Below are 21,878 nucleotides of genomic sequence, written 5' to 3'. Positions count from 1 at the left end.
AATAGCTATCCCGTGATAGCTCTCCGTTATGACCTGCACCACCCTGTACTGTGGCATGGGTCCCAGAGCTGCCCGGATAGAATTTCCCCATGGCATGCCACCCGGGGACGTGGCCCTCCAGGAAGGCAGACCGATGGATACGCGCAAGCTTGCATACTTCGTGCAGATCGTTGACTCAGGCAGCATCACCAAGGCTGCTGCCGCGCTCCACGTGGCCCAGCCCGCCCTGAGCCAGCAGGTGTCAGCACTGGAAAACGACCTCAAGCAGCGGCTGCTGATCCGCAGCAAGCAAGGTGTTGAACCCACTGCTGCCGGGCACACGCTCTACCGCCATGCCCAATCGATCCTCCGACTGGTCGAGCAGGCCCGGCAGGACGTCGCCAGCTCTGGCGCCGCCCCCTCAGGCAGGGTCTCCATCGCGATCGCGCCCTACAGCATGGCCTCAAGCCTGACGCCCCAGATCATCAGCGAAGTCGGCCGGCGCTATCCGGACATCGTGGTCCACCTGACGGAGATCTTCGGCGGCGTGTTGAGCGAAGCCATCAAGAACGGCCGCTTGGATATGGCCCTGATCTACGAGCCCGGAAAGATCCGCGGAGTACAGTTCACCACCATGATCGTTGAGGATCTCCACTTGGTGGTCCACCCGGATGTCGACATCGAGCATGGCAAGGACACCATCACTCTTGCCGAAGCGAGCACTGTGGGACTCTTCCTTCCGGAGAAAAACCACACCCTCCGCCAGCTGATCGAAAAGGGCCTGGCCGATCAGGACTTGCCGCTCCGCCTGGTGGGCGAAGTGGAATCCGTCCCCTCCCTCACCCGGCTCATCCGCGCCAACCTCGGCGGCACCGTGCTGCCGAAGTCGGCAGCGGACGCACTCTTCCCTGACCAGGACTTCAAGGTGCTGCGGATCGTGGAACCTGGACTGCAGAGCAAGATCGCCCTCTGCACCCCCGACCACGAGCCACTCTCCGAGGCTGCCTCCGCCGTGCTGCTGGTGGTCAAGGAGATGCTGCACCAGCAGTTGATATCGAAGTACGGGACAGACCCCGTGCGACTCCCCGCCCATCCATAACAAAGCCTTATCCGGACAGACAGCTTTGGTCTTATTCAAGACCGTTTTAATTTCCTAATATCGAATTAGCAGATAATTCGAAACCGGCTCACGGATTCCGCGGGCAAGTTCAAAGGAAACAACGGTGAAAAGGATCAGCACAGCCGGATGGGTATCAAATCCAACCCGTGGAACGGTCAGCGCACGGACCGGATTCCATTGCCCCCGGAATGGTTTTTGGCGTCCGCTCGGCGGGATCGGCGAGCCGCTGTTCGTCTTTGAAGGCAGCCTGATGCCCACGCACGCAGGCAACAGCATCGAATGGCACCTCGTGGATACCCGCCCAGGACACTCCGGACTCGACTAAGCCAGCACCTGGCCGGGCGGACCACCCAACCCGGCCATCCGCCGTCGTGCGTCACCGCGAGCTGCAGCCCCCTAAGGCGCCCTGCCACCGGCAAGGCGCCTTTTTCATGCCAACGACACCTTGGGAGGGCACGCCGAAAGGGCCGGCCCGCGCCTTCAAAGACGCAGGGCCGGCCCTGACGGAAGAGCCTAGTCCTCCACCAGGAGGCCCTTTTCCTTGAGCTTCTCCGTCAGTCCGCAGAGCTCGATGGTGTTGCCGCCGTCGTGGTAGAGCTTGATGAGTTCGCGCTCGTGGTCGTCGCGGGCCTGAGACAGCGCGATGACTTCCTCGGCCTCCTCGCGGCGGACCACCACCACGCCATCAGCATCGCCGCGGAGGATGTCGCCGGGGTAGATGATTTCGTCGCCGAAGACGATCGGGTGGTTGATCGGGCCGAGCGTTTCCTTAACGGTGCCCTTGATGCTGACGCTGCCGGAGAAGACGGGCAGGCCGAGTTCAATCAGGTCCTGGGTGTCGCGTACACCGGAATCGGTGACCATGGCCGCGATGCCCTTGGCCTTCATGGCGTTGCCCAGGACGTCGCCGAACGTGCCGGCTTCCGCCATTTCCTGCGCTCCGACCAGGACCACGTCGCCAGCCTGCGCGTAGTGGATGGCCACCTGGAGCATGAGGTTGTCCTGCGGAGCGCAAGCGACCGTAACGGCCGGGCCGCAGAAGGACATGGAACGGTCGATTGGCTTGATCTTGGAGCTCAACGCGCCGCGGCGGCCCTGTGCTTCGTGGATCGTGGCCGAGGAAAAGGCGGCGAGGCGGCTGACGACGTCGGCATCGGGGCGCTCGAACTTGGTCTTGACGTGGATCATTTCGGGTTCCTTCTAGTTGAGGGCGTTGACGGCGTCGCGGATCGAGTCCACGCCGGCGTTGATGGTCTCCAGCGAGGTGGCGAAGGAGATCCGGAAGTAGGGGCCCAGTCCGTAGGCCGAACCCTGGATGACGGCCACGCGGGCAGCGTCCAACAGGTAAAGCGTGAAGTCCTGGTCGTTCTCGATGACCTTGCCGTCGGGGGCGGTCTTGCCGATCACGCCAGTGCAGTTCACGTAGGCGTAAAAGGCGCCTTCCGCCGGCGCGACGGACAGGCCGTTGATGGCATTGATGCCCTCGACGGCGGCGTCCCGGCGCTTGCGGTACACCTCCACGCTGTCGCGGACGAAAGACTGGTCGCCGTTCAGCGCCGCTGCTGCTGCGGCTTGGCTGATGGAGGACGGGCACGACGACGTCTGGGACTGCAGCTTGTTCATCGCCGCAATCAAGGGCGAGGGTCCCACGCCGTAGCCGAGGCGCCAACCGGTCATGGCATAAGCCTTGGAGACGCCGTTCACCAGCAGGATGCGGTCCTTGAGCGCCGGTGCGGCGGTCACCAGGCTGGTCACGCGGCCGTCGCCGAAGTGGATTTCATCGTAGATCTCGTCGGTGAGGATGAAGACGTGCGGGTGCTCCTCAAGGACCGCGCCGAGTGCCTGCAGTTCCTCGCGGGTGTACACGGCGCCGGTCGGGTTGGACGGCGCGTTGAGGATGAGCCATTTGGTCTTGGGGGTAATGGCCGCTGCCAGGGCATCCGGAGTGAGCTTGAAACCCTTGTCCTCGCCGCAAGCGACGATCACCGGGGTACCATCGTTGGCAAGCACCATGTCCGGGTAGGAAACCCAGTATGGCGCGGGGACAATCACTTCGTCGCCCTCGTTGAGGGAGGCCATCAGCGCTACGTAGAGGACCTGCTTGGCTCCGCCGCCGATGGTCAGCTGGTTGCGCTCATAGTGGTGGCCGGTATGGCCCTCGATCTTGCGCAGGATCGCGGTCTGCAGCTCCGGCGTACCGGTCACCGAGGTGTATTTGGTCTCGCCGTTGTTGATCGCCTCGATGGCGGCGGCCTTGATGTGGTCCGGGGTGTCGAAGTCAGGCTCGCCGACGGTCAGGTCGATGATCGGGATGCCTTCAGCTTTCAGTTCGCGGACGCGGGCGGCCGCGGCGACGCTCGCTGAGGACTTGATGCGGGTGACCCTCGACGCCGGCACGTAGTCGGACATGTCTCCTCCAGGAATGTGGAACTCAGGACGCGCGGATTCGCGTATCCCCTTTTTCGAGACTAGGGATCCGGGAGCGCTCTGGATAAGACCTAATGTGCGTGGATCTATAAGGGGGTCTTATGACAGCTGCCCCTGTTGGGAGGCCAGTGCGCGGATTGCGCGGTTCTTGAGCCTGAGGAGGCATGTTCCATGCACTTTGCTTATGGGTTCACTTGGTATTGGTATTTCCCCGGTTCGGTAAACGCTGCCTAGATTCGAAAGGGTCAGAAGCGTTTGCAGCATGCCGGAAGGAAGCCCGTGCCCACCAAATTGGTTACCGCCCAGGCCCGCTCAGCCACTGGACGGTACACCTACCGGGCCAAGGCACCGCGACCGCAGGCCCCGGAAGCCGAGCACACCAAACTCACACATGCCCTGGCCGCGCACCGCCAACTCCTGTCCCATGCAGCCAGCGCGATCCGGACATTGGCCGCCGCCCGGAACGAGCTGATCGCCCAAGCCCTGGAGGATGGGCTGACCTTGACCACGGTTTCGGCTGTCACCGGGGAGAACCTGCGGGCGGTCCGCACCATCGGTTTGGCTTACGACGACCTCCACCCGAGCGGCCTCCCCCGAAGTGCCCATGTAGCGGCTCTCAGGCAGAAGAGTGACGAGCTGAAGGCAGCCGAAAGGCATCGCGACCAGATCACCGAACGCCGCGAGGCCTTGATCGTGATGGCACTCCGGAACCAGGTCTGTGACGACCTCGAGCTCGCTTCACTCACGGGTCTCACCCCGGACCATATTCGCCGGACAACTCGGGGAATCCCACGCCCGGCCTGAGACCCCCGTTGAACCCAAGTGCCCCGGAGGGTAGAACGGAGGCATGAGCGACGTGAACTCCTGGATGGACCTGTACGAACGCGCGTGGACCTCGAACGAGCCCGACGACATCCGGGCTCTCTTCACCGAGGACGCCGTCTACTACGACAAACCCAACACCGAAAAGCCATGGAATGGCCACGAAGAGATCGTCAATGCGTGGGCGGACGCGGGCGACAAGCCCGAGGACTGGACCTTCGAGTGGACGCTCTTGGGACAGGACGGCGACACTGCCTTCGTCCAGGGCGTGACCACGTACCTCAATGGCGAGCCAACCTACGACAACCTGTGGGTCATCCGCTTCGCCGAGGACGGCCGGGCCCGCGAATTCACGGAGTGGTACATGGCCCGCAAGTAGTCGCCATCGGTCAGCGGGAGCCGATCAGCACATTCTCGTGGATCTGGGTCCAGCCCTTGTATTTCGGCTGGCTGGTGTCGACGCCGTCGTTGATGAGCTTCGTCATGGAACCGTCCACGCTGGTGAGCGTGAGGATCTCTTCACCCGTCGCGGCCGCTGAGCAACCCGCCACCCACCGCTCCGGGAGTCCCACGGGCACCACAATCAGGCAGGCGGATCCGCCCGTGGAACTCTTGGCCCCGAAGTACTTAACATCCTCGTAGGTTGTCAGCAGTCGCGCTGACCCGGCCTTGATGTCCGTATCCACACCGGTAAGGCTCACGGGCTCCGGAAGCTGGTCCTCCGCCGTCGCTTCCCTCGCCAGGACCTCCGGGCCCGCCGGCGACGAACAACCAGCCAGTCCAAGCACGGCAACTACGGCAACTGCCGCTAAAGCACGACGATTCATGGCTCTGCCCCCTCAGGCTCTCGTTTCGTCGAGCCTAGCCCACCCCGGCAGCTCAGTAGCTGTCACGCTCCGCCGCATCAGGGACCGGGATGAACGTCGAGGCGAACCCTTCGGACGCGCGGGCCAGCACGGCAACATCGGCGCCGACCAGCACAAAGGAGGCACCGGCGTCGAGATAGGCACGGGCGGTGGCCTCGTTGAAGGCGTTCACGCCGGCCGGTTTCCCTGCCGCTTTCGCGGCTTCAAGGCAATGCTCGACGACGGCCCTCACCAACGGATTTTCCTGCTGTCCCAGCAGGCCCATGGATGCTGCGAGGTCCGAGGGGCCGAGGAAGATGCCGTCCACGCCGTCGACGCCCAGGATCTCCTCGACGGCCGAGGCCGCAGCCTCGGATTCGATCTGGACCGTGAGGCTGATGGTCTCCGAGGCGGAAGCCAAGTAGTCCGGGACGCGGTTCCAGCGTGCGGAACGGGCCAATGCGGATCCGACGCCGCGAACACCGTGCGGCGGGTAGCGGACGGCGGCCACGGCGGACGCTGCGTCAACGGCCGAGTTCACCATGGGGATCATCAGGTTCTGCACGCCGAGGTCCAGGTACTGCTTGATGATGACGGTGTCGTTGACCGGAGGCCGGACCATGGCCTGCACGGGGTAGCCACTGACGGCATGGAGCTGGGCCAGGATGGATTCGAGTCCGTTGGGGCTGTGTTCGGCGTCGATCAGGAGCCAGTCCAGGCCTGATCCGGCGCAGATTTCGGCCACCAGCGGGCTGCCGGAGCAGACCCACATGCCGGCGAGCGGCCGGTCCGACCCTGAGAGGGCCGAGTAGAAGGTGGGGCTTAGTCGAAGTGGCATGTCACGACTCCCAACGGTCCGTAGTCAGCGTGCACGGTATCCCCTTTGTACACCCACAGGGGCCGGGTAAAGGAGCCCGCAAGGATGATGTCTCCTGCCTTCATGGAGTCCCCGTGCGCGGCGATCTTGTTGGCCAGCCAGTGCACGCCGTTGGCCGGATGGTCGAGGACTCCGGCGGCGACTCCGGTTTCCTCCACAGTCTGGTTCTTGTACAGGATTGCGGACACCCAGCGGAGGTCGACGGCGTCCGGCCGCACCGGGCGGCCGCCCACCACCATGGCGCCCATAGCGGCGTTGTCCGAGATGGTGTCCACGATGGTCCGGCCCTCCATTTCAATCCTGGAGTCCAGGATTTCGAGGGCCGGAACCACGTAGTCAGTTGCGTTGAGGACGTCGAAGATGGTGCAGCCCGGGCCTTTCAAGGCGGACTTCAGCACGAAAGCCAACTCCACCTCCACTCGGGGATGGGTGTACTTGTCCCACTCCACGGAGCACCCGGTTTCGAGGACCATGTCATCGAAAATCGCACCGTAGTCCGGTTCCGTAATGCCCGTGGCGGCCTGCATGGCCTTGGACGTGAGGCCGATCTTCCGCCCCACCAACGTGCGCCCGGCTTCCTCGTTCCGCCGCCGCCACAACTGCTGAACGGCGTAGGAATCCTCCACCGTCATGTCGGGGTAGCGGGCGGTGAGGCGCGGCACCGGCTTGCGGTTCCGGCCGGCTTCGAGGAGCTCGTCGGCAATGGCTTCGATCGTCTTTGCGTCCAGCATCTCCTAGACCTGCGCTCCCAGCTTGAAGCCTTCGGCAGCTTCGCCGGACGCACCATCCGGACGGGTGTAGGAGAAGCCGTCGGCGCCTACGGTGACGGCCATTTCGGAGGCATCGGTCCGCTCGATGACCGGCTGCGGGTTGCCGTCGAGGTCCAGGACGAGGGAGGCCTCCGTGTACCAGGAGGGGACCACGGGGTTGCCCCACCAGTCGCGGCGCTGGTTGTCGTGGACGTCCCAGGTGACGGTGGGGTTGTCGGGATCGCCGGTGTAGTAGTCCTGGGTGTAGATCTCCACGCGGTGGCCGTCCGGGTCAAGGATGTAAAGGTAGAACGCATTGGACACGCCGTGCCGGCCCGGGCCACGTTCGATCCGGTCGGAGATGCGCAGGGCGCCCATCTTGTCGCAGATCTGGATGATGTTGTGCTTCTCGTGCGTGGAGAAGGCGATGTGGTGCAGGCGCGGGCCGTTGCCGCCGGTCAGGGCGGTGTCGTGCACGGTCTGCTTGCGGTGCATCCACGCGGCGTAGGTGACGCCGTCGGAATCCTTGATGTCCTCGGAGACGCGGAAGCCGAGGTCCTCCAGGTACTTGCGGCCGCGCGGGACGTTCGGGGTGACCTGGTTGAAGTGGTCCAGGCGGACCAGTTCACCGGCGGAGTAGAGGTCGTAGCGCTGGGTGAGGCGTTCCACGTGCTCAACGTCGTAGAAGAACTCGTACGGGAAACCCAGCGGGTCCTCCACACGGACGGAGTCGCCAACGCCCTTGGTGAAGCCTTCCTTGCGGCGCTCAACCCGGCAGCCCAGCTCGCGGTAGTACGCCTCGGCGGCGTCCACCTCGGCCGGGGACTTCACGCGGTAGGCGAAGGCGGCAGCTGCGGCAACCGGGCCCTTGCGGAGCACCAGGTTGTGGTGGATGAACTCCTCGAAGGAGCGCAGGTAGATGGTGTTCTCGTCCTCTTCGGTGACGTGCAGGCCCAGGAGGTCCACGTAGAAGGCACGGGATTTCTCCAGGTCCGTGACCACGAGTTCCAGGTAGGCGCAGCGGACGATGTCCGGGGCGGGAACTGTTGGAGTGAGGATGGGGCCGGTGAACGGGTTGCTCATGATGGTCTCTCTTCGTTGAAAGGGGTAGGTGGGGAGCTTAGGCGCCGAATTTGGGCGTGTGGACTGAGCCGAGCGTGATGTGCACGGCCTGCTGGTCGGTGTAGAAGTCGATGGAGCGGTAGCCGCCTTCGTGGCCCAGCCCGGAGGCCTTGACGCCGCCAAAGGGGGTGCGGAGGTCGCGGACGTTGTGGCTGTTGAGCCACACCATGCCGGCTTCGACGTTCTGGGAGAAGTTGTGGGCCCGGGTCAGGTTCTGGGTCCAGATGTAGGCCGCCAGGCCGTACTTGGTGTTGTTGGCCAAGGCGAGGGCTTCGTCGTCGTTCTCGAAGGGCGTGATGGCCACGACGGGACCGAAGATTTCCTCCTGGAAGATCCGCGCGTCAGGCGCGACGTCGGCAAACACCGTGGGTGCGATGTAGTTGCCTTCGGGCAGGTGCTCGGGTCGGCCGCCGCCGGCCAGGAGCCGGCCTTCGGACTTGCCGATCTCCACGTACGATGCCACCTTGGCGTAGTGCTCCGGGTGGACGAGTGCGCCGACCTGGGTCTTGGGATCGTGGGGATCGCCCACCACGATGTTCTTGGCCCGGGCGGCGTACTTTTCGCAGAATTCGTCGTAGATGGCCCGCTCGACCAGGATGCGGGAGCCGGCGGTGCAGCGTTCGCCGTTGAGGGAGAACACACCGAACAGTGCCGAATCAATCGCGGCGTCCAGGTCCGCATCGGCGAACACGACGCACGGGGACTTGCCGCCGAGTTCCATGGACAGGCCTTTGAGGTTGGCTGCGGCGTTGCGGAAGATGGTCTGGCCCGTGGTGGTCTCGCCGGTGAAGGAGATCAGCGGCACGTCCGGGTGCTTCACCAGTGCATCGCCGGCTTCTTCGCCCAGACCGTTGACCAGGTTGAAGACTCCGTCGGGGAGGCCGGCGTCCTTGAAGATCTGCGCCCAGAGAGACGCGGAGAGCGGCGTGAACTCGGCGGGCTTCAGGACCACGGTGTTGCCGGTGGCCAGCGCCGGAGCGAGCTTCCAGGACTCGAGCATGAAGGGGGTGTTCCACGGTGTGATCAGGCCTGCGACACCGATCGGCTTGCGGTTCACGTAGTTGATCTGCGAGCCGGGGACCTTCATGGCGTCGTCGAACTGGGCCACGATCAGGTCCGCGAAGAAGCGGAAGTTCTCGGCAGCGCGCAGTGCCTGGCCCTTGGCCTGGGTGATCGGCAGGCCGGTATCGAAGGTTTCGAGTTCGGCGAGCCGGGCTTCCTGGGCCTCCACTGCGTCGGCGATCTTGTTGAGCACGCGGGCACGTTCGCGCGGCTTCATCTTCGGCCAAGGGCCGTTGACGAACGCTTCGCGGGCGGCGGCGACGGCGAGGTCGATGTCTTCCTTCTGGCCGGCCGCAGCCGTGGCGTAGTTGCCGTTGGATACCGGATCCAGGACGTCGAAGGTCTTGCCGGACAGGGAGTCAACAAACTCGCCGTTGATGAAGTGCTGGATGTGGGTGGGGAGGTTCTCGGGGATGTAATGTTTGGCGGTCTCTACTGAGGTCGTCATCGTTGAAGTCCTAACTAGTGATCAGTGGTTGGTCTGTGCGCTGAGGTTTACGGTTTTGCTTGGGCCAAGTAGGCGTCCAGGGTGGCGGCGCGGTGTTGGCGGGCTGCTTTTTCGATGGTGTCGGCGTCTGCCGCGCCCTCAATGAGCTGCAGCAGTGCCTCGTGCTCGCGTACCGATTCCTGCGCGCGGCCGGGGACAAACCTGAAGGTTGACGAGCGAAGCGAGGCCAGCCTGTTCCAGCCCCGGTGGACGAGGTCCAGAATGTGCGGGTTGGGGCAATGCTCAAACAGGACACTGTGGAAGTCCTGGTTCAACGCGGTAAACCGGACGGGGTCGAAGTGCTCCAGGCACTCACGCATCTCCTCGTTGACCGCACGGGCCCGGGCTATTGCCACAGAGTCGATCAGCGGAGCGGACAACGCGGTGGCGGCACCCTCCACGATGCTCAGGGTCTGCATCGTGTAGAGGTACTCAGTGGGGTCGATTCCGGAGACCGTGGCGCCCACGTTCCGCTCGAACTTCACCAGCCCTTCGGCTTCCAGCCGGCGAATCGCCTCACGCACAGGGACCACGCTGAAGCCGAGGTCCTCGGCGATCTTGGCGAGCACCAGCCGGTACCCCGGGGTGTAGGTGCCTTCCACGATCCGCGCCTTCACCGCGGCATACGCCTGCTGGGACTTGCTTTCGACGGCGGTTTCAGTCACCTTGGGCTCCTTGCCGGCTCTGCCACTCCTGGAAGCGTGCCTGCCATTCCTTGTTCATCGGGTACAGCCCATCAACGCTGTTGCCTTGCTGGACCATCTGGAAGATAAACGTCTCTTCCTTTTCCTGGACGATGCAGTCGTCCACCAGTTCCTCGGCGATGGCGGGCGGGATCACCAGGATGCCGTCGGAGTCAGCCACGATGATGTCGCCCGGCTGCACGGTCGCTCCACCACAGGCAATGGTGATATCCGTGTCCCACGGAATGTGGCGCCGGCCCAACACGGCAGGGTGCGGATTCGCGAAGTACGTCGGCATTTCCAGGTCAGCCACGGCCGAGTAGTCACGGACGCCGCCATCGGTGATGATCGCAGCGGCGCCGCGGACCTGGGCACGCAGCGCGAGGATGTCCCCCACGGTTCCGGTGCCCTTCTCGCCGCGGGCTTCCATGACCAGGATCTCGCCCTCATTCACGGAATCGATGGCGCGCTTCTGGGCGTTGAAGCCGCCGCCGTGGGTCTTGAACAGATCCTCGCGGTTGGGTACGTAGCGAAGGGTCCGGGCCAGGCCCACCACCTTACGGTCCGGGCGGGTGGCCTGCAGGCCGTCGATGCTCACGTTGTTCAGTCCACGCTTGCGCAGCTGGGAGGAAAGGGTGGCAGTCGCGACGGACTCCAGCTTCGCCTTCAGCGCCGGAGTCAGCACGGAAACGGCAGGCGCCAGTCCGGCGGCTTCGCGTGATCCGTAGGCCTCTTCCCGCTGGGTGTCATCAGTCTTGGGCCGGGCACCAAAGTCCGCGAACGGCGTCGTACCTTCCGTTACTTTGGTGGCCAGGCGGCCACTGCTGAAATCACCGCCGGTGACCTCAATTTCGACGACGTCACCCGGCGAGGCTACGGAGGCGCCGGCGGGGGTGCCGGTGAGGACGATGTCGCCCTCTTCGAGCGTGAGCAGCTGGGAAAGGTCGGCAACGAGCTGTGCGAACGGGAAAAGCAGATCCTCGGTGGTGTCGTCCTGGACCAGCTCGCCGTTGTGCCAGGTGCGGATCCGCAGCCCGGTGGGGTCAACGGCGTCGGCCGGGATCAATGCCGGGCCAACAGGAGTGAAGCCGTCGCCGCCCTTGGACCGGACGTTGGAGCCCTTGTCCGCGTAGCGGAGGTCGTAGACACCGAGGTCATTTGAAGCGGTGACCCATTCGACGTGGCTCCATGCGTCCTCGAGGCCGACGCGGCGGGCGGACTTGCCGATAATAAGCGCGATTTCGCCTTCGTAGCCCAGCAGTTCGCAACCGGCGGGACGCTCAACGGTTCCGGGAGCGTCAGCGGAGCCGAGAGCCAAGGATGAGGAAGGCTTCAGGAAGTACGACGGCTGTTCGGGGGTGCGTCCGCGCTGCGCGGCACGGCTGGGGTAGTTGATGTGGACGGCAATGACTTTGCGCGTCCGGGCCAGCATGTCCTGGCTGACTTCCTGGGTCCGGAACTCCAGTGTCACGGCGCCTCCTCTTCTCGAGCTGCATCAAGTACGAAATCGTATACGATAACTATGGCCCGGGAACGTGATCCACGTCAACCCCCATCTGACTGGCAATAGTGGTTGTTATGAGCCGTCAAAACAACCACTATTGCGGGGTAGTTGGAATGGGAGGGGACGGGCGTGACGGAACAGAGTGAACCGGAGTTGCTGAGGTTTGCCAGCGGAACAGACTGGGAGGCGTGGCTCTCCGAAAACCATGAAGACCAGCCCGAAGCCTGGCTGCTGATCGGCAAGAAGAACTCCGGCGCCGGGTTGATCAGCATCCAGGACGCGTTGGACGGCGCCCTGTGTTTCGGCTGGATCGACGGCCAACGCAGGGGCTTCGACGAGAAAACCTTCCTGCAGCGGTATTCGCGCCGCCGGACCCGGAGTACATGGTCGCAAGTCAACGTGGGCAAAGTGGAGGCCCTGATCCAGGCCGGACGCATGCAGCCGTCCGGGTTTGCGGAAATCGAGGCTGCGAAGAAGGACGGCCGTTGGGAAGCGGCTTATGTCTCGCAAGCCAACGCCGAGATCCCGGAAGACCTGGCAGCGGCACTGGCCAACGATGCAGCCGCCAAGCAAGCCTTTGAACGCCTGGGCAAAACCGACCGCTACCTCGTGATCCTTCAAGTGCTCAAGCCACGCACCCCGGAATCGCGCAGCAAGGCCCTGGCGAAGGCTTTGGACAAGTTGGCCCGCCGGAACTAGGAACCCTTACATCTTGTCGGTGGGCTCCCGTAGGGTACCCGCATGGACATCATCCTTGTACCCGGTTTCTGGTTGGACGCGTCGTCGTGGGAGGAGGTGACCCCGCCCCTGGTGGCAGCTGGGCATGCGGTTCATCCGCTCACACTGCCGGGACTGGAGTCCGTGGATTCAGACAGGGCCGGCATCGGCCTTCGCACGCACATTGACGCCGTGGCGCAGAAGGTGGACTCGCTTGAAGGAAAGGTCATTCTGGTAGGCCATTCGGGCGGCGGCGCCATCATCCACGGCGTGGCCGATTCCCGCCCCGACCGCGTTGCGCACACCATTTACGTGGACAGCGGACCCCTCGGCGAGGGCGGCGTTATCAATGATGAACTGCCCGACGACGGCGATGAGATACCGCTGCCGCCGTGGGAGGCCTTCGAAGATGAGGATCTCATAGACCTCACCGACCCTCTGAAGGAAGCCTTCCGGGCGCGGGCCATTCCAGAGCCCAAGGGCGTCGCTGTCGAACAGCAGCACCTTCACGATGTCCGGCGCTACGACGTGCCGGCCACCATCATCGCGTGCCAGTTCCCGTCGTCGCTCCTCAAGGAATGGATCGACGCCGGGCACCCGTTCACGGCAGAACTCGCCCGGATCAGGGACGTCCACTACATCGACCTGCCCACAGGTCACTGGCCGCAGTTCACCAAGCCCAAGGAACTGGGCGAAGCCATCCTGACAGCTGTCCGGCGCAACGAGTAACGTTCGACGCCGGGAAGCGAGCGTCAGTCGGTGCGCGGCGGCGTGTTGGTCGCCGGGCCCTCCGGCGCTGCGCCACCCTCACCTGTCCAGTCGCTGCCCGTGGTGTCATCCAGCGCAGGATCGGAAACTACGTCCGACTTGATGGTGGGCACGGTCCTCGCTGTGGAGTCCGAACGTTGTCCGGTCTTGGGCGTTGTGATGCCCGGGAACATCGTTTCGGCCCGCTCCATGAGCTTCTTGCCGGCTTCATACAAGTTATCCAGGATGTCAGGAACGGACTCCTGGACGGCTTCACTGGCCTGATGGACGTTGTCTTGGACCTCGGGGTTCTTCCAGACCTTTTGGGCGCCTCCGCGGACGCGCCGGTACACCTCCGACCAGGACTTCGACCCCCACACGTAACCGACGGCCACGCCAACGGCGAACAATGCTTTCCCTTTCACAGCAATCACTCCTTCCGAGGTGTTGTTCTTCGACACTAGTCCCGCTGGACACGCCCTGTCACGTGAACATCGTGGACGGCAAAGTCAATGAGTATTTTCAGAAATAAAACATACGGGCAAACCGTTATGGCAAACAGCGGATATCCGCTGGCAGTAAACGCATCCCAACCCCGGGCGCAATGACCATGGGCCGGGAGAAACAGCAGTGAAGCCACCAAGGGCGTCAACGGCTCTCCGGGTGGCAACCACGCATTAATCTGCGCAACCCCGCGTCAGGCCAAGGGCCAGCAAATAGACAGGTTACTTGCTACCAGTCCTCGAAACGGCTAGCGTTGCTTCTGTAGTACCGAGTCCGACCCAATCGGCAGGAGTGCTTTATTGGCTGTATTGAACAAATTCATCGGGGTTGCGTAAACGTTCCACTCCCCATATTCCATAGGGCCTCCAGGGGCCCCTTTACGGTGCCTACACCTTGGAACAGGCACCCGATGAACTGAACCTCTTAATAATGTTCACGGAATTTCCAACAACAAGAAAGTAGGACCAAAAATGGGTTTCTTTGGTTTTCTTCTGCTCGGCCTTTTGGCTGGCGCTATCGCAAAGCTTATTCTTCCCGGACGCCAGGGTGGCGGCTGGTTCGTGACCCTCTTGCTGGGCGTCGTCGGCGCCCTGCTGGGTGGCTGGATCGGCGGCCTCATCTTCGGTACGGGCCTGCAGGAATTCTTCTCGCTCTCCACGTGGCTCCTGGCCATCGGCGGATCGATTATTGTGCTGCTGGTTTACGGCCTGGTGACCGGGCGCAAGGCCTCACATGGCTAAGGACCAGAACGGCGAAGAACTCGACGGCCAGTACGTTGAGGGTGACTACGGCGACGCCGGCTCGTCCCCGGAAACGTTGAAGGACGACGCCGGCGGGGACTACACCGAGGGCGACTACGCCGAAAAGACGGTCCCTTCGGCTGACGCCGAACTCGACGCCGACAACACGGAAGAGACCGACGACAAGCGGCCGTTCTCTTCCGAACCGGATGACGAAGCCTCGGGGTCAACCCGCCCGTAGCTCGAACTAATGCCCTGCTTCATGGGCGAAGAACCCCGGAACCTGCCTCGGCAGGCTCCGGGGTTCTTCGGGTTAAACGGCCCCGATACAAAGCTGGAGGCTGATCTTTTCGGGCATGGATTGTCGGGGCAACGACGCATGTCACGGCGTACCGTCAATGGCAGGAATGGAGGCAAGGGTGCAGGAATGGAACCGAGCGATCGAGCTCGTGGAGCGTGATCTGACGGCGCAAGTGGCGGTCAGTACCTTGGCGCGGGCCGCCTTGACATCGGAATATCACTTCAGGCGGATGTTTTCCTCGTTGGCCGGTATCCCGATCTCGGAGTACATCCGCCGACGACGCTTGACCGCTGCGACGGCTGAAATCCTTGAAGGCGGGACTGTGCTGGACGTTGCTGTCCGCTTCGGCTACGGATCAGCCGAAGCATTCACTCGCGCCTTCAAAGCCATGCACGGACTAACGCCCTCTGAGGCACGCCAACCAGGTGCCGTTCTCCATTCCCAACCTCAGCTGAGGTTCCACCTCCGAGTCGAAGGGAATACCGACATGAAGCACCGCATAGTCGACAAGGCGGCCTTCCGCCTGATTGGCCTCAAAGCACGCGTCCCACTTGTCCACGAAGGACCCAACCAGGCCATCATTGACTTCCAGAGGAGCCTGGATCCCGCTGTCACGCAACGGCTACTCGGGTTCGCAGACTCAGAACCGTCCGGACCGCTGTCTGTCACGGACAACATCGACGAGCAGCGCACCGAGGGGAGCGAACTGGACTACTGGCACGCCGTCGCCTCAACCAAACGGGCAGCGGACGGCTTCGATTCCCTTGAGGTTTCGGCCAGCCTATGGGTGGTTTTCGATGCCGAAGGAAAGTTCCCTGAAGTCCTGCAGAGCATGTGGGCGGACGCCGCCACGGAATGGTTTCCAGCCAACCCTTATCGCTGGGCGCCCGGACCTGAACTCCTCAGTGTCCAAGTGGGCGAAAGCGGCACCCACGGCCGCGGCCAGCTGTGGATCCCCGTCGAAAGGGTCGAATCGGACTGACGCCATACAACCCTAGGTACGCAGGGTCCTGGCCTTCACCATCAGGAACAGCCCGTACGCCACGAGTCCTACGGCAACTGCGGCCAGCAGATAGGGCCCGTACGGCTGTTCCCTGAGGGCCTTCAAGCTCCCGTCCAAGCCGGTTGATTGCTCGGGCTGGGCACGCACGGTGGCGATGACCACCAGAAGGCCTACCAGCAACAGGGCTATTCCTTTGGCGATGTAGCCCACCACCCCAACACCGATCTGGAATTTGCGGGCGGCCTCCCGGGAGGACAAGGACAGGTCCTTCTTGAACGTCCGCATGAAACCCCTCACGGCGAACACGACACCGGTGATCATGATGCCTGCGCCCACGGCGATCAGCAGGAACATGCCGAACGGCGCCTTCATGAGCGTGCCTGTCCAGTCACTGCTGGATTCCCGGCTGCTCTGACCTTTGCCGGCAATAAAGGAAAGGATGGTCGCGGCCAAGGCGGCGAAGACCAGGGCCTGCCCCACGGCGGAGAGCCGTTTGCTGAGCTTGTTGTCCTGCTGGTTCCTATTGCCAAGGATGGCGTTTCCCAATTGCCACAACGCCAGCGCCGCACAGGCGGCAAAGCAGGCCCAGAGGAGGAAGGGGCCTGCGGGTTGGCTGGCCAGTTGGGTCACCGCACCGGTGACGTCGGCCTCGCCGCCGCGCCCCACGGCGAGCTGAAGTGCGATCACTCCGATCAGGATGTGCAACAGCCCGCTGACGGCATATCCAGCCCGGGCAACAACGGCAAGGGTGCGAGAGTTCGCTGCTTCCTCGGCCACGTCAGCGGCCTTCCGGATCTCCTCTTTGATGACAAGCCTCCTTATTTCCTGCTTGTTCACCATGGTGCCACCAACGACGGCGGGCAGGCACCTCAGTGCCTGCCCGCATCGAAGTCAGCGTTCCTAGAAACCGCAGACCGACTGCGGCCAAATGCTCCGGAGGCCTACACCCAACGGGTTGAACTGCTCGCGGACGGCCACCACGGCACGGGTCTGGCCGAGAACTTCGCCAGCGTGCCGGACAGCCTCCGCGGTGCCGGCAAGGGCATCCGACCTCACGTAGGCAGCGCCGGTATTCAAGGACTTGGCGGAGATCTGGTCAGTCATTTCGGTCGTCCTTCCTGGAAGTTCCCACCAGCCCAATTGGCTGATGTTTCAACCATCGGACGGGGCCCTCAAGAACGGCGCCGGGTCATCTCAAGATTGACTCAAGATTCAATCGGGGTGTTTCAGAACGCGAACGACACCTCAAGCACCTGTCCAGAAACCACGGTGACGCACGCCCTGACGCGGCGCCCGTCGTCGTGAATCTCGAAGTCCGCGAAAGGCACGACGCCGGCAGGAACCAGCGCGGGCGGCTCGCCGCCGAGATACACCAGCGAGGCAAAGCACCTGCGGGTGCCGGACAACCGGCCCTCAACGTAGCCGCACGCCGCATGCTTCTCCAGGGGAGAAACGCCTTCAGCATGGAAGATGCCCCCGCCCGTGTAACCGTGGAGCGGCCAGATTCCGGCATGAAGTCCCCCGGCGCTGATAACGCCCGTGCGTGCCTCAGCCGGGTGCACTCCGGCGAGCGCGTAGCCGCCATCCCGGACAGTGAGCCCTGAGCCCGCCTGGCCTTCAACGACGTGCACGCGCAGCTCGTAACCGCCGGCCGCCGTGGTTGCGGTTGCCACGCGCCAGCGTGACTCCGAGGGGTGGTCGGCGTCGTTCCAGACGGGAGCGTGCCAGCTGGCAGCTTGCCCGCGTCCGGCGTTGAGGCGGTGGATCCTCGCGCGGCGGCTGGGTGCGCCGGCGCCATCAAGGACGGCGAAGTGGTTGTCCACGGGGTCATCAGTGAACAGGGGCGTGGTGTGGCTGGAGTAAGCGAGGCGGCGGTACAGGGGATCGTCCGGTCCGGGCGAGTAGTACTTGTCGCTGCCGTGGTTGAGCAGGCGGGCGATGCCATCGGCGGCCGTGGAATGGAGGAGGTAGTTGGGTCCCTCCGCATACTTCAGGATGTCCGCCGCTTCCACTGGTGACGGCTCTTCCACGGCCGTCCACACGGGATGATCTGCGGGCAGGAGGAGGCCAACAAACGCCTTGGAGGTCCAGTACGGCGATGCGGGGCCGGAGTATTCCTGGGTCATCGGTTCAAACGCGCCAAGCCACCCAAGGGTCGGCAGGCCGCGGTGGTAAGCGCCGCCGTCGAGGAAGTACTTGGCGGCACCGCTGGCCATCCGGCGGGTCTGGCCGGGGTTCAGGGACGTCGCGCAGATCGCCTCGCCCATGAAAAGGGGCGCCACCGCAGCGTAGCGGTAGATCAGGGAGCGGCCTTGGAAAACCGGGGCACCGTTGGAGCCGAAGAACGTGGCGTGGTCCTCGAGGAAGGCAGCGAGCCGGGTCCGGCAGGTATCGAGGCGGGCATCGGCTTCGGGGTGGCGGTCGGCGGCGAACTCGGCCCACAGGATCGGGTACAGGTGCATGGCCCACCCGCAGTAGTAGTCGAAGAAATCGCCGGTGCCATGGTTGTCCCCGTCCCGGTACCACCCGCCGCCGACGTACCAGTCCTCAAGCCGGTCCAGGCCGTGCTCGATCTGGTCCGCGTTGTGCTCGAATCCGGCACCGGCAAGGAATTCGGCGATCATCACTTGGAAGAGGACCCAGTTGTTGTCCACGCACACGCTGCGCGAGGAACCCTGCAGCCACGCGGCTACCTGCGCTTGTTCGTCACCGGTCAACGTGTCCCACAGCCACGGCTTGGTCAGCTGCAGGCCCAGGACGATGGATGCCGCTTCCACCATGGGCTGGGATCGGTCGGTGATGGGCAGCCACGCTTCCGGGCCGCCAATCCGTGTCCCTTCCAGGAGCCCGTCACGGTAGGGAGGCAGGTGTCCATGGGGATCGCCACCACCCTCCCCCGCCACACGAAAGGCTGCCAGCAGGAAGGTCCGGGCGAATCCCTCCATACCGTCGGACAAAACCCCCGACGACGACGGCCTGCCGCCCAGCCGGACCAACGCCTTCCGCGGGGAGAAGTACGGGCGCACCGCGAACAGCTGCTGGTCTGCAAAGGCCAGCCAGTGCTCCCGCGTCCACCCGGTGATCGGGCTGAGGTCAAAGTCCGGGGCGGGCATGGTGAAGCCGGTTGCCATGGGTCTCCTGCTGGGCGATGGGTTCTAGCCCCACCACCGTAGATGTCCCGATCCCTGCATGGGCTGAGATGAACAAAACTGAACCCTGCTGTCGTTTCAGAAGCCGTCTGCACTTGCGTGTGAGCTTGTCCGCTACGTCCCAGGCGTCCGGTGGTGAGCGGGCGAGCCAATCGAGCATAGTCACAACGGTGGCGTCCCCGTTCCGGCAGGCGGCCAGGGCTTTGCCAGGACCGGGCCGTTCGCGCAGGGTTCCGGTGAGTCCGTGAATCGACGTTGAGGGTGTCGGGATCCACGCAGGCACCGAGAGAGCGTCCGCGCAGGGCCGTCAGGTCTTGAGTTTTGGTGGAGACACGGGCGTAGCCGATAGGCATGGCGCCAAAGTGCGGCGTTTAGGGTACCTTCACCGGGCAGACTTGCGGGCGGGTCATATGGGAATTCTGGTTCCGCGGAATGACGGGAGTTCTGACGCGTGCTAAGTGGGTCGGGACCGCGACCGGTTGAGGAGCGATGCTCCTATGGATCGTCAAGCGGCTTTGGCGAGTTCCTCTGTGGTGTTGGCAGGTTGCAGGGCGGCGTAGATTTCTCGTGCGACGTAGCGTTTGAGGCAACGGATGATTTCGGGTTTGGACAGGCCTTGCTGAGTTCGCCGGTCAGCGTAGGCGCGGGTTCGTGCGTCGTAGCACAGGCGTCCGAGAACGACGATGTAGAGAGCGTTGTTGGCGGCGCGATCACCGCCTCGATTGAGTCGGTGACGGTGAGTTCTGCCGCTGCTAGCCGGGATGGGAGCGGCTCCGCAAAGGTGCGCGAACGCGGCCTCGGATTGTAGCCGGTCGGGGTTGTCCCCGGCGGTGACGAGTAGTTGTCCGGCGACTTCGGTGCCGACACCAGGAAGGGCAAGCAGGTGTGGTGCGGCTACGGTGGCGAGCTCCGTTAGCTCAATGTCGGCCTCTGCGGTCTCTTCTGTGAGGTTTTGGTGACTACGTGCCAGACGACGCAACGCGGTCTTGGTAGCGTGCTCTGGTTCGCCGAGATGACCGGTTGGCCGCATTTTGGCACAGGTCTTGATCAGTACCGTCGTACTCAGATGGCGTAGCTGCTCTCGTAGCTGCGCCGGAGCGGTGATCAGCAGGGCTTTGAGCTGGTTTGTGGCTTGGGTGCGGGCTTTTACGGCGCCGTTGCGGGCTACCCGAAGCGCACGGATCGCTTCAATCTTCCCGTTGCGCGTCTTGGGTTGGCCCTCCGCGGTCCCTGATAGCGCAGCCCGGGCCGCCGCATACGCATCAACCGGATCAGACGGAGTGAGAGCCAATTCGAAGAAGCCACCCTTTGTGTCAGAACGCTGGCTGGCCAAGTCTCAGACAACCACTCGTCAAACACCTTCGCATCCAACGAATTGCGCACTATGGGCCGGTACCGGTGTCAGATCCCGGCGCACGTCTGGCCTAGGCCTTCCGTGAGCCATCGGCCCGCCAGGTCCTTCAGCTCATGTGCTCTCATGACCTTCACAGGGTCAGTGGCAACTTCCCGGCGCCCAGCCCTGCACCCGTTGGAAGCGATGGCGTTCGAAGAACAGTTCCCGCCGGCTCAGGAGCGTTAGTGCTATGCGTATCCTGACGCGCAGGCGTTGCACGCGGGGACCCTGCTGTGCTGCACTTGGGACGGGGGTTGGGTTGTGTTGTGACTACTGTGGTGCCATGTCGTCTCGAATTCTCGTTCCTCTTATTTGGGGAATCGCCGGGCTCACCTTGGGCGCGTGTCTGGCCTTGTTGATCGTAAACAGCTGGACACCAGATTGGATTGAAGCGACCGGTACCTGGTTTGGCGCCGTGGCAACAGTTCTGACGCTTTTATGGGCGGTACGCAGTTTTCGATCGGACCAAGCAGAGCGGGAGAAAGGCCGCCAGGCCGAACGTGAGAAGGACAACGCTGAGCAGATCGCTCGAGAAGAGGCCGAAATGAAGCAGGCCAGAAAGGTGTCCATATCCCTCTCAGGGGGTACTGCCAACGGTTCTCCGCCAAATCAAATGATGACAAGCTTCCGTCTCAGAATTAAGAACCACTCCAAGTACGGCGTCACCGTGCACGCCGTTAACCTCGATGATCGGCTGAAGCCCAAACGTCCACTGCCATCTGAACACTACCTCCAGCCCGGAGAGGAGCTCAGCGAGTTGATCCAGGTTCAGGACATACCTGTCCAAGAAGGGGACCTCAGCGGTCATTACACGACGCGATTCACCACCGAAGTGATATACGGAATCAACGGAAACGATTGGCGCCGAAACTCCATTGGTGATCCGAAACGACTTTTGGCGCCGACCACAAGCCTGCCGCCGGCACGGTGACTGCGACGTTGCGGCGGGTTCCGCTGGCATCAGATTCAACACCTAAAGGGATTAAGGGGACTCTGTGGATCTGAGACCTCGCGGAGTGGTATTCGTGAGTGCAGTTCATGGGCGGATACGCTGGTTACACCGGCCGCTAAACTACGGGTCCAGTTTGCCGCCCAAGGCCTTCAAACATCCCACGCGATTTCGGTAACCCTTCCCGGGAACGCAGGAACGAGACTGCTGGAAGCGGGGCGTGCTTCACAGATCCTTAAAAACGTCATCGAGAATTGGGCCCCGGCCCGGCTGCAAAACCCGTTCGTGGTTACAATCAGCGAGCCAGGGGACAAAGTCTTCACAGCCGATGCCAAATTACTCAGTTTCCTGAACGTCACAATCAACGTATCGAGCTTGTTGCCTGACGCTCTCATAGCGGACGTTCTCCCTGAAAAGGTCCAATTCTGGTTCATTGAAGCTGTAAACACAGACGGTGAAATCAACGAAACGCGTAGGGCTAACCTACTCTCGTGGGCAACACAGCAGTCCATAGATCCCAAACATTGCTCGTTCCTGACCGCCTTCAACTCGCGGAACGATCCAGCGGCCAGGAAACGGCTCAAGGACCTTGCCTCAGGGACATATGCTTACTTTGCGGATGAACGCGGACAAGAACTGGCGTGGTACGCGATCGATTCCTGACGGGGCGAGTCGTTCCTCGGGCGTCTTTCCCCTCT

Annotated in this window: 26 protein-coding genes; 11 read left to right on the top strand and 15 right to left on the bottom strand. The window is 63.2% G+C overall.

Annotated features, from left to right (window positions below; all coding sequences use genetic code 11):
• Nucleotides 1-133 precede the first annotated feature (133 nt).
• Nucleotides 134-1,078 (top strand): LysR substrate-binding domain-containing protein, encoded by a 945-nt coding sequence (locus ACFRJ9_RS07235; protein WP_377665927.1) that lies wholly within the window; start codon nt 134-136, stop codon nt 1,076-1,078.
• Nucleotides 1,079-1,202: 124 nt separating this feature from the next.
• On the top strand, nt 1,203-1,424 hold the full coding sequence (locus ACFRJ9_RS07230) for a hypothetical protein (protein ID WP_377665925.1): 222 nt from the start codon (nt 1,203-1,205) through the stop codon (nt 1,422-1,424).
• 188 nt (nt 1,425-1,612) lie between these two features.
• On the opposite strand, the gene ACFRJ9_RS07225 is transcribed toward ACFRJ9_RS07230, so the two are convergent.
• On the bottom strand, nt 1,613-2,287 hold the full coding sequence (locus ACFRJ9_RS07225; protein ID WP_026548509.1) for a 4-carboxy-4-hydroxy-2-oxoadipate aldolase/oxaloacetate decarboxylase: 675 nt from the start codon (nt 2,285-2,287) through the stop codon (nt 1,613-1,615).
• A 12-nt stretch (nt 2,288-2,299) separates the two neighbouring features.
• The gene (locus ACFRJ9_RS07220; protein WP_377665923.1) at nt 2,300-3,508 is read right to left on the bottom strand and encodes an aspartate transaminase; all 1,209 of its coding nucleotides are present in this window, start codon (nt 3,506-3,508) and stop codon (nt 2,300-2,302) included.
• A 297-nt stretch (nt 3,509-3,805) separates the two neighbouring features.
• On the opposite strand from ACFRJ9_RS07220, the gene ACFRJ9_RS07215 reads away from it, so the two are divergent.
• The gene (locus ACFRJ9_RS07215) at nt 3,806-4,330 is read left to right on the top strand and encodes a hypothetical protein (RefSeq protein ID WP_377665921.1); all 525 of its coding nucleotides are present in this window, start codon (nt 3,806-3,808) and stop codon (nt 4,328-4,330) included.
• A gap of 43 nt (nt 4,331-4,373) precedes the next feature.
• Nucleotides 4,374-4,727: a nuclear transport factor 2 family protein gene (locus tag ACFRJ9_RS07210; protein ID WP_377665919.1), complete on the top strand. Its 354-nt coding sequence runs from the start codon at nt 4,374-4,376 to the stop codon at nt 4,725-4,727.
• A 10-nt stretch (nt 4,728-4,737) separates the two neighbouring features.
• Here ACFRJ9_RS07210 and ACFRJ9_RS07205 read toward each other — a convergent pair whose 3' ends face one another.
• Genes ACFRJ9_RS07205 through ACFRJ9_RS07175 form a run of 7 tightly spaced genes read right to left on the bottom strand, consistent with a single transcriptional unit; the run spans nt 4,738 to nt 11,644 of the window.
• On the bottom strand, nt 4,738-5,175 hold the full coding sequence (locus tag ACFRJ9_RS07205) for a hypothetical protein (RefSeq protein ID WP_377665917.1): 438 nt from the start codon (nt 5,173-5,175) through the stop codon (nt 4,738-4,740).
• A 52-nt stretch (nt 5,176-5,227) separates the two neighbouring features.
• Nucleotides 5,228-6,031 carry an aldolase/citrate lyase family protein gene (locus ACFRJ9_RS07200; RefSeq protein ID WP_377665915.1) on the bottom strand — a complete coding sequence of 268 codons (804 nt, stop codon included), beginning with the start codon at nt 6,029-6,031 and terminating at the stop codon, nt 5,228-5,230.
• Entirely contained in the window at nt 6,016-6,801 is a 786-nt protein-coding gene (hpaH, locus tag ACFRJ9_RS07195) for a 2-oxo-hept-4-ene-1,7-dioate hydratase (RefSeq protein WP_377665913.1), read from the bottom strand. Before hpaH ends, ACFRJ9_RS07200 begins: the two co-directional genes overlap by 16 nt.
• A 3-nt stretch (nt 6,802-6,804) precedes the next feature.
• Nucleotides 6,805-7,902, bottom strand: a complete 1,098-nt coding sequence (gene hpaD, locus ACFRJ9_RS07190; RefSeq protein WP_377665911.1) for a 3,4-dihydroxyphenylacetate 2,3-dioxygenase — start codon at nt 7,900-7,902, stop codon at nt 6,805-6,807.
• Between the two features lie 37 nt (nt 7,903-7,939).
• Complete coding sequence (gene hpaE, locus ACFRJ9_RS07185; protein WP_377665909.1) at nt 7,940-9,451, bottom strand: 5-carboxymethyl-2-hydroxymuconate semialdehyde dehydrogenase; 1,512 nt, start codon at nt 9,449-9,451, stop codon at nt 7,940-7,942.
• A gap of 47 nt (nt 9,452-9,498) precedes the next feature.
• Nucleotides 9,499-10,155 (bottom strand): GntR family transcriptional regulator, encoded by a 657-nt coding sequence (locus ACFRJ9_RS07180; RefSeq protein ID WP_377665907.1) that lies wholly within the window; start codon nt 10,153-10,155, stop codon nt 9,499-9,501.
• Nucleotides 10,148-11,644, bottom strand: a complete 1,497-nt coding sequence (locus tag ACFRJ9_RS07175; RefSeq protein ID WP_377665905.1) for a fumarylacetoacetate hydrolase family protein — start codon at nt 11,642-11,644, stop codon at nt 10,148-10,150. Before ACFRJ9_RS07175 ends, ACFRJ9_RS07180 begins: the two co-directional genes overlap by 8 nt.
• Before the next feature lie 162 nt (nt 11,645-11,806).
• On the opposite strand from ACFRJ9_RS07175, the gene ACFRJ9_RS07170 reads away from it, so the two are divergent.
• Together ACFRJ9_RS07170 and ACFRJ9_RS07165 are read left to right on the top strand one after the other, a co-directional pair.
• Nucleotides 11,807-12,376 carry a YdeI family protein gene (locus ACFRJ9_RS07170; RefSeq protein ID WP_377665903.1) on the top strand — a complete coding sequence of 190 codons (570 nt, stop codon included), beginning with the start codon at nt 11,807-11,809 and terminating at the stop codon, nt 12,374-12,376.
• Between the two features lie 42 nt (nt 12,377-12,418).
• Nucleotides 12,419-13,123 carry an alpha/beta fold hydrolase gene (locus ACFRJ9_RS07165; RefSeq protein ID WP_377665901.1) on the top strand — a complete coding sequence of 235 codons (705 nt, stop codon included), beginning with the start codon at nt 12,419-12,421 and terminating at the stop codon, nt 13,121-13,123.
• A 23-nt stretch (nt 13,124-13,146) separates the two neighbouring features.
• Here ACFRJ9_RS07165 and ACFRJ9_RS07160 read toward each other — a convergent pair whose 3' ends face one another.
• Complete coding sequence (locus ACFRJ9_RS07160) at nt 13,147-13,566, bottom strand: hypothetical protein (RefSeq protein WP_377665899.1); 420 nt, start codon at nt 13,564-13,566, stop codon at nt 13,147-13,149.
• 549 nt (nt 13,567-14,115) lie between these two features.
• Between ACFRJ9_RS07160 and ACFRJ9_RS07155 the strand changes: the two genes are divergently transcribed.
• The 3 genes from ACFRJ9_RS07155 to ACFRJ9_RS07145 all read left to right on the top strand — a co-directional run bounded on the left by ACFRJ9_RS07155 (nt 14,116) and on the right by ACFRJ9_RS07145 (nt 15,668).
• A complete protein-coding gene (locus tag ACFRJ9_RS07155) occupies nt 14,116-14,385 on the top strand; it encodes a GlsB/YeaQ/YmgE family stress response membrane protein (RefSeq protein ID WP_377665897.1) in 270 nt (89 codons plus the stop codon).
• Nucleotides 14,378-14,626, top strand: coding sequence for a hypothetical protein (locus ACFRJ9_RS07150; RefSeq protein WP_377665895.1), 249 nt, complete (start codon nt 14,378-14,380; stop codon nt 14,624-14,626). Before ACFRJ9_RS07155 ends, ACFRJ9_RS07150 begins: the two co-directional genes overlap by 8 nt.
• Before the next feature lie 178 nt (nt 14,627-14,804).
• Nucleotides 14,805-15,668 carry a helix-turn-helix domain-containing protein gene (locus ACFRJ9_RS07145; protein WP_377665893.1) on the top strand — a complete coding sequence of 288 codons (864 nt, stop codon included), beginning with the start codon at nt 14,805-14,807 and terminating at the stop codon, nt 15,666-15,668.
• A 12-nt stretch (nt 15,669-15,680) separates the two neighbouring features.
• On the opposite strand, the gene ACFRJ9_RS07140 is transcribed toward ACFRJ9_RS07145, so the two are convergent.
• The 5 genes from ACFRJ9_RS07140 to ACFRJ9_RS07120 all read right to left on the bottom strand — a co-directional run bounded on the left by ACFRJ9_RS07140 (nt 15,681) and on the right by ACFRJ9_RS07120 (nt 20,129).
• Complete coding sequence (locus ACFRJ9_RS07140) at nt 15,681-16,529, bottom strand: DUF1206 domain-containing protein (protein ID WP_377665891.1); 849 nt, start codon at nt 16,527-16,529, stop codon at nt 15,681-15,683.
• Between the two features lie 60 nt (nt 16,530-16,589).
• Entirely contained in the window at nt 16,590-16,793 is a 204-nt protein-coding gene (locus tag ACFRJ9_RS07135) for a hypothetical protein (protein WP_377665889.1), read from the bottom strand.
• Between the two features lie 122 nt (nt 16,794-16,915).
• Complete coding sequence (locus ACFRJ9_RS07130; RefSeq protein ID WP_377665887.1) at nt 16,916-18,820, bottom strand: DUF2264 domain-containing protein; 1,905 nt, start codon at nt 18,818-18,820, stop codon at nt 16,916-16,918.
• A complete protein-coding gene (locus ACFRJ9_RS07125) occupies nt 18,783-19,121 on the bottom strand; it encodes a recombinase family protein (protein ID WP_377665885.1) in 339 nt (112 codons plus the stop codon). Before ACFRJ9_RS07125 ends, ACFRJ9_RS07130 begins: the two co-directional genes overlap by 38 nt.
• Nucleotides 19,122-19,343: 222 nt before the next feature.
• A complete protein-coding gene (locus ACFRJ9_RS07120; protein ID WP_377665883.1) occupies nt 19,344-20,129 on the bottom strand; it encodes a transposase in 786 nt (261 codons plus the stop codon).
• A 385-nt stretch (nt 20,130-20,514) separates the two neighbouring features.
• Here ACFRJ9_RS07120 and ACFRJ9_RS07115 point away from each other — a divergent pair, with 385 nt between their 5' ends.
• Together ACFRJ9_RS07115 and ACFRJ9_RS07110 are read left to right on the top strand one after the other, a co-directional pair.
• Nucleotides 20,515-21,162 carry a hypothetical protein gene (locus tag ACFRJ9_RS07115; protein WP_377665881.1) on the top strand — a complete coding sequence of 216 codons (648 nt, stop codon included), beginning with the start codon at nt 20,515-20,517 and terminating at the stop codon, nt 21,160-21,162.
• Nucleotides 21,163-21,843 carry a BsuBI/PstI family type II restriction endonuclease gene (locus ACFRJ9_RS07110; protein WP_377666246.1) on the top strand — a complete coding sequence of 227 codons (681 nt, stop codon included), beginning with the start codon at nt 21,163-21,165 and terminating at the stop codon, nt 21,841-21,843.
• Nucleotides 21,844-21,878: the final 35 nt, after the last annotated feature.

This window comes from Paenarthrobacter sp. NPDC056912, assembly GCF_042786555.1.
GTDB lineage: Bacteria > Actinomycetota > Actinomycetes > Actinomycetales > Micrococcaceae > Arthrobacter.
The sequence above is the reverse complement of the archived record's forward strand: the minus strand, read 5'-3'. Positions and strand labels throughout refer to the sequence as shown.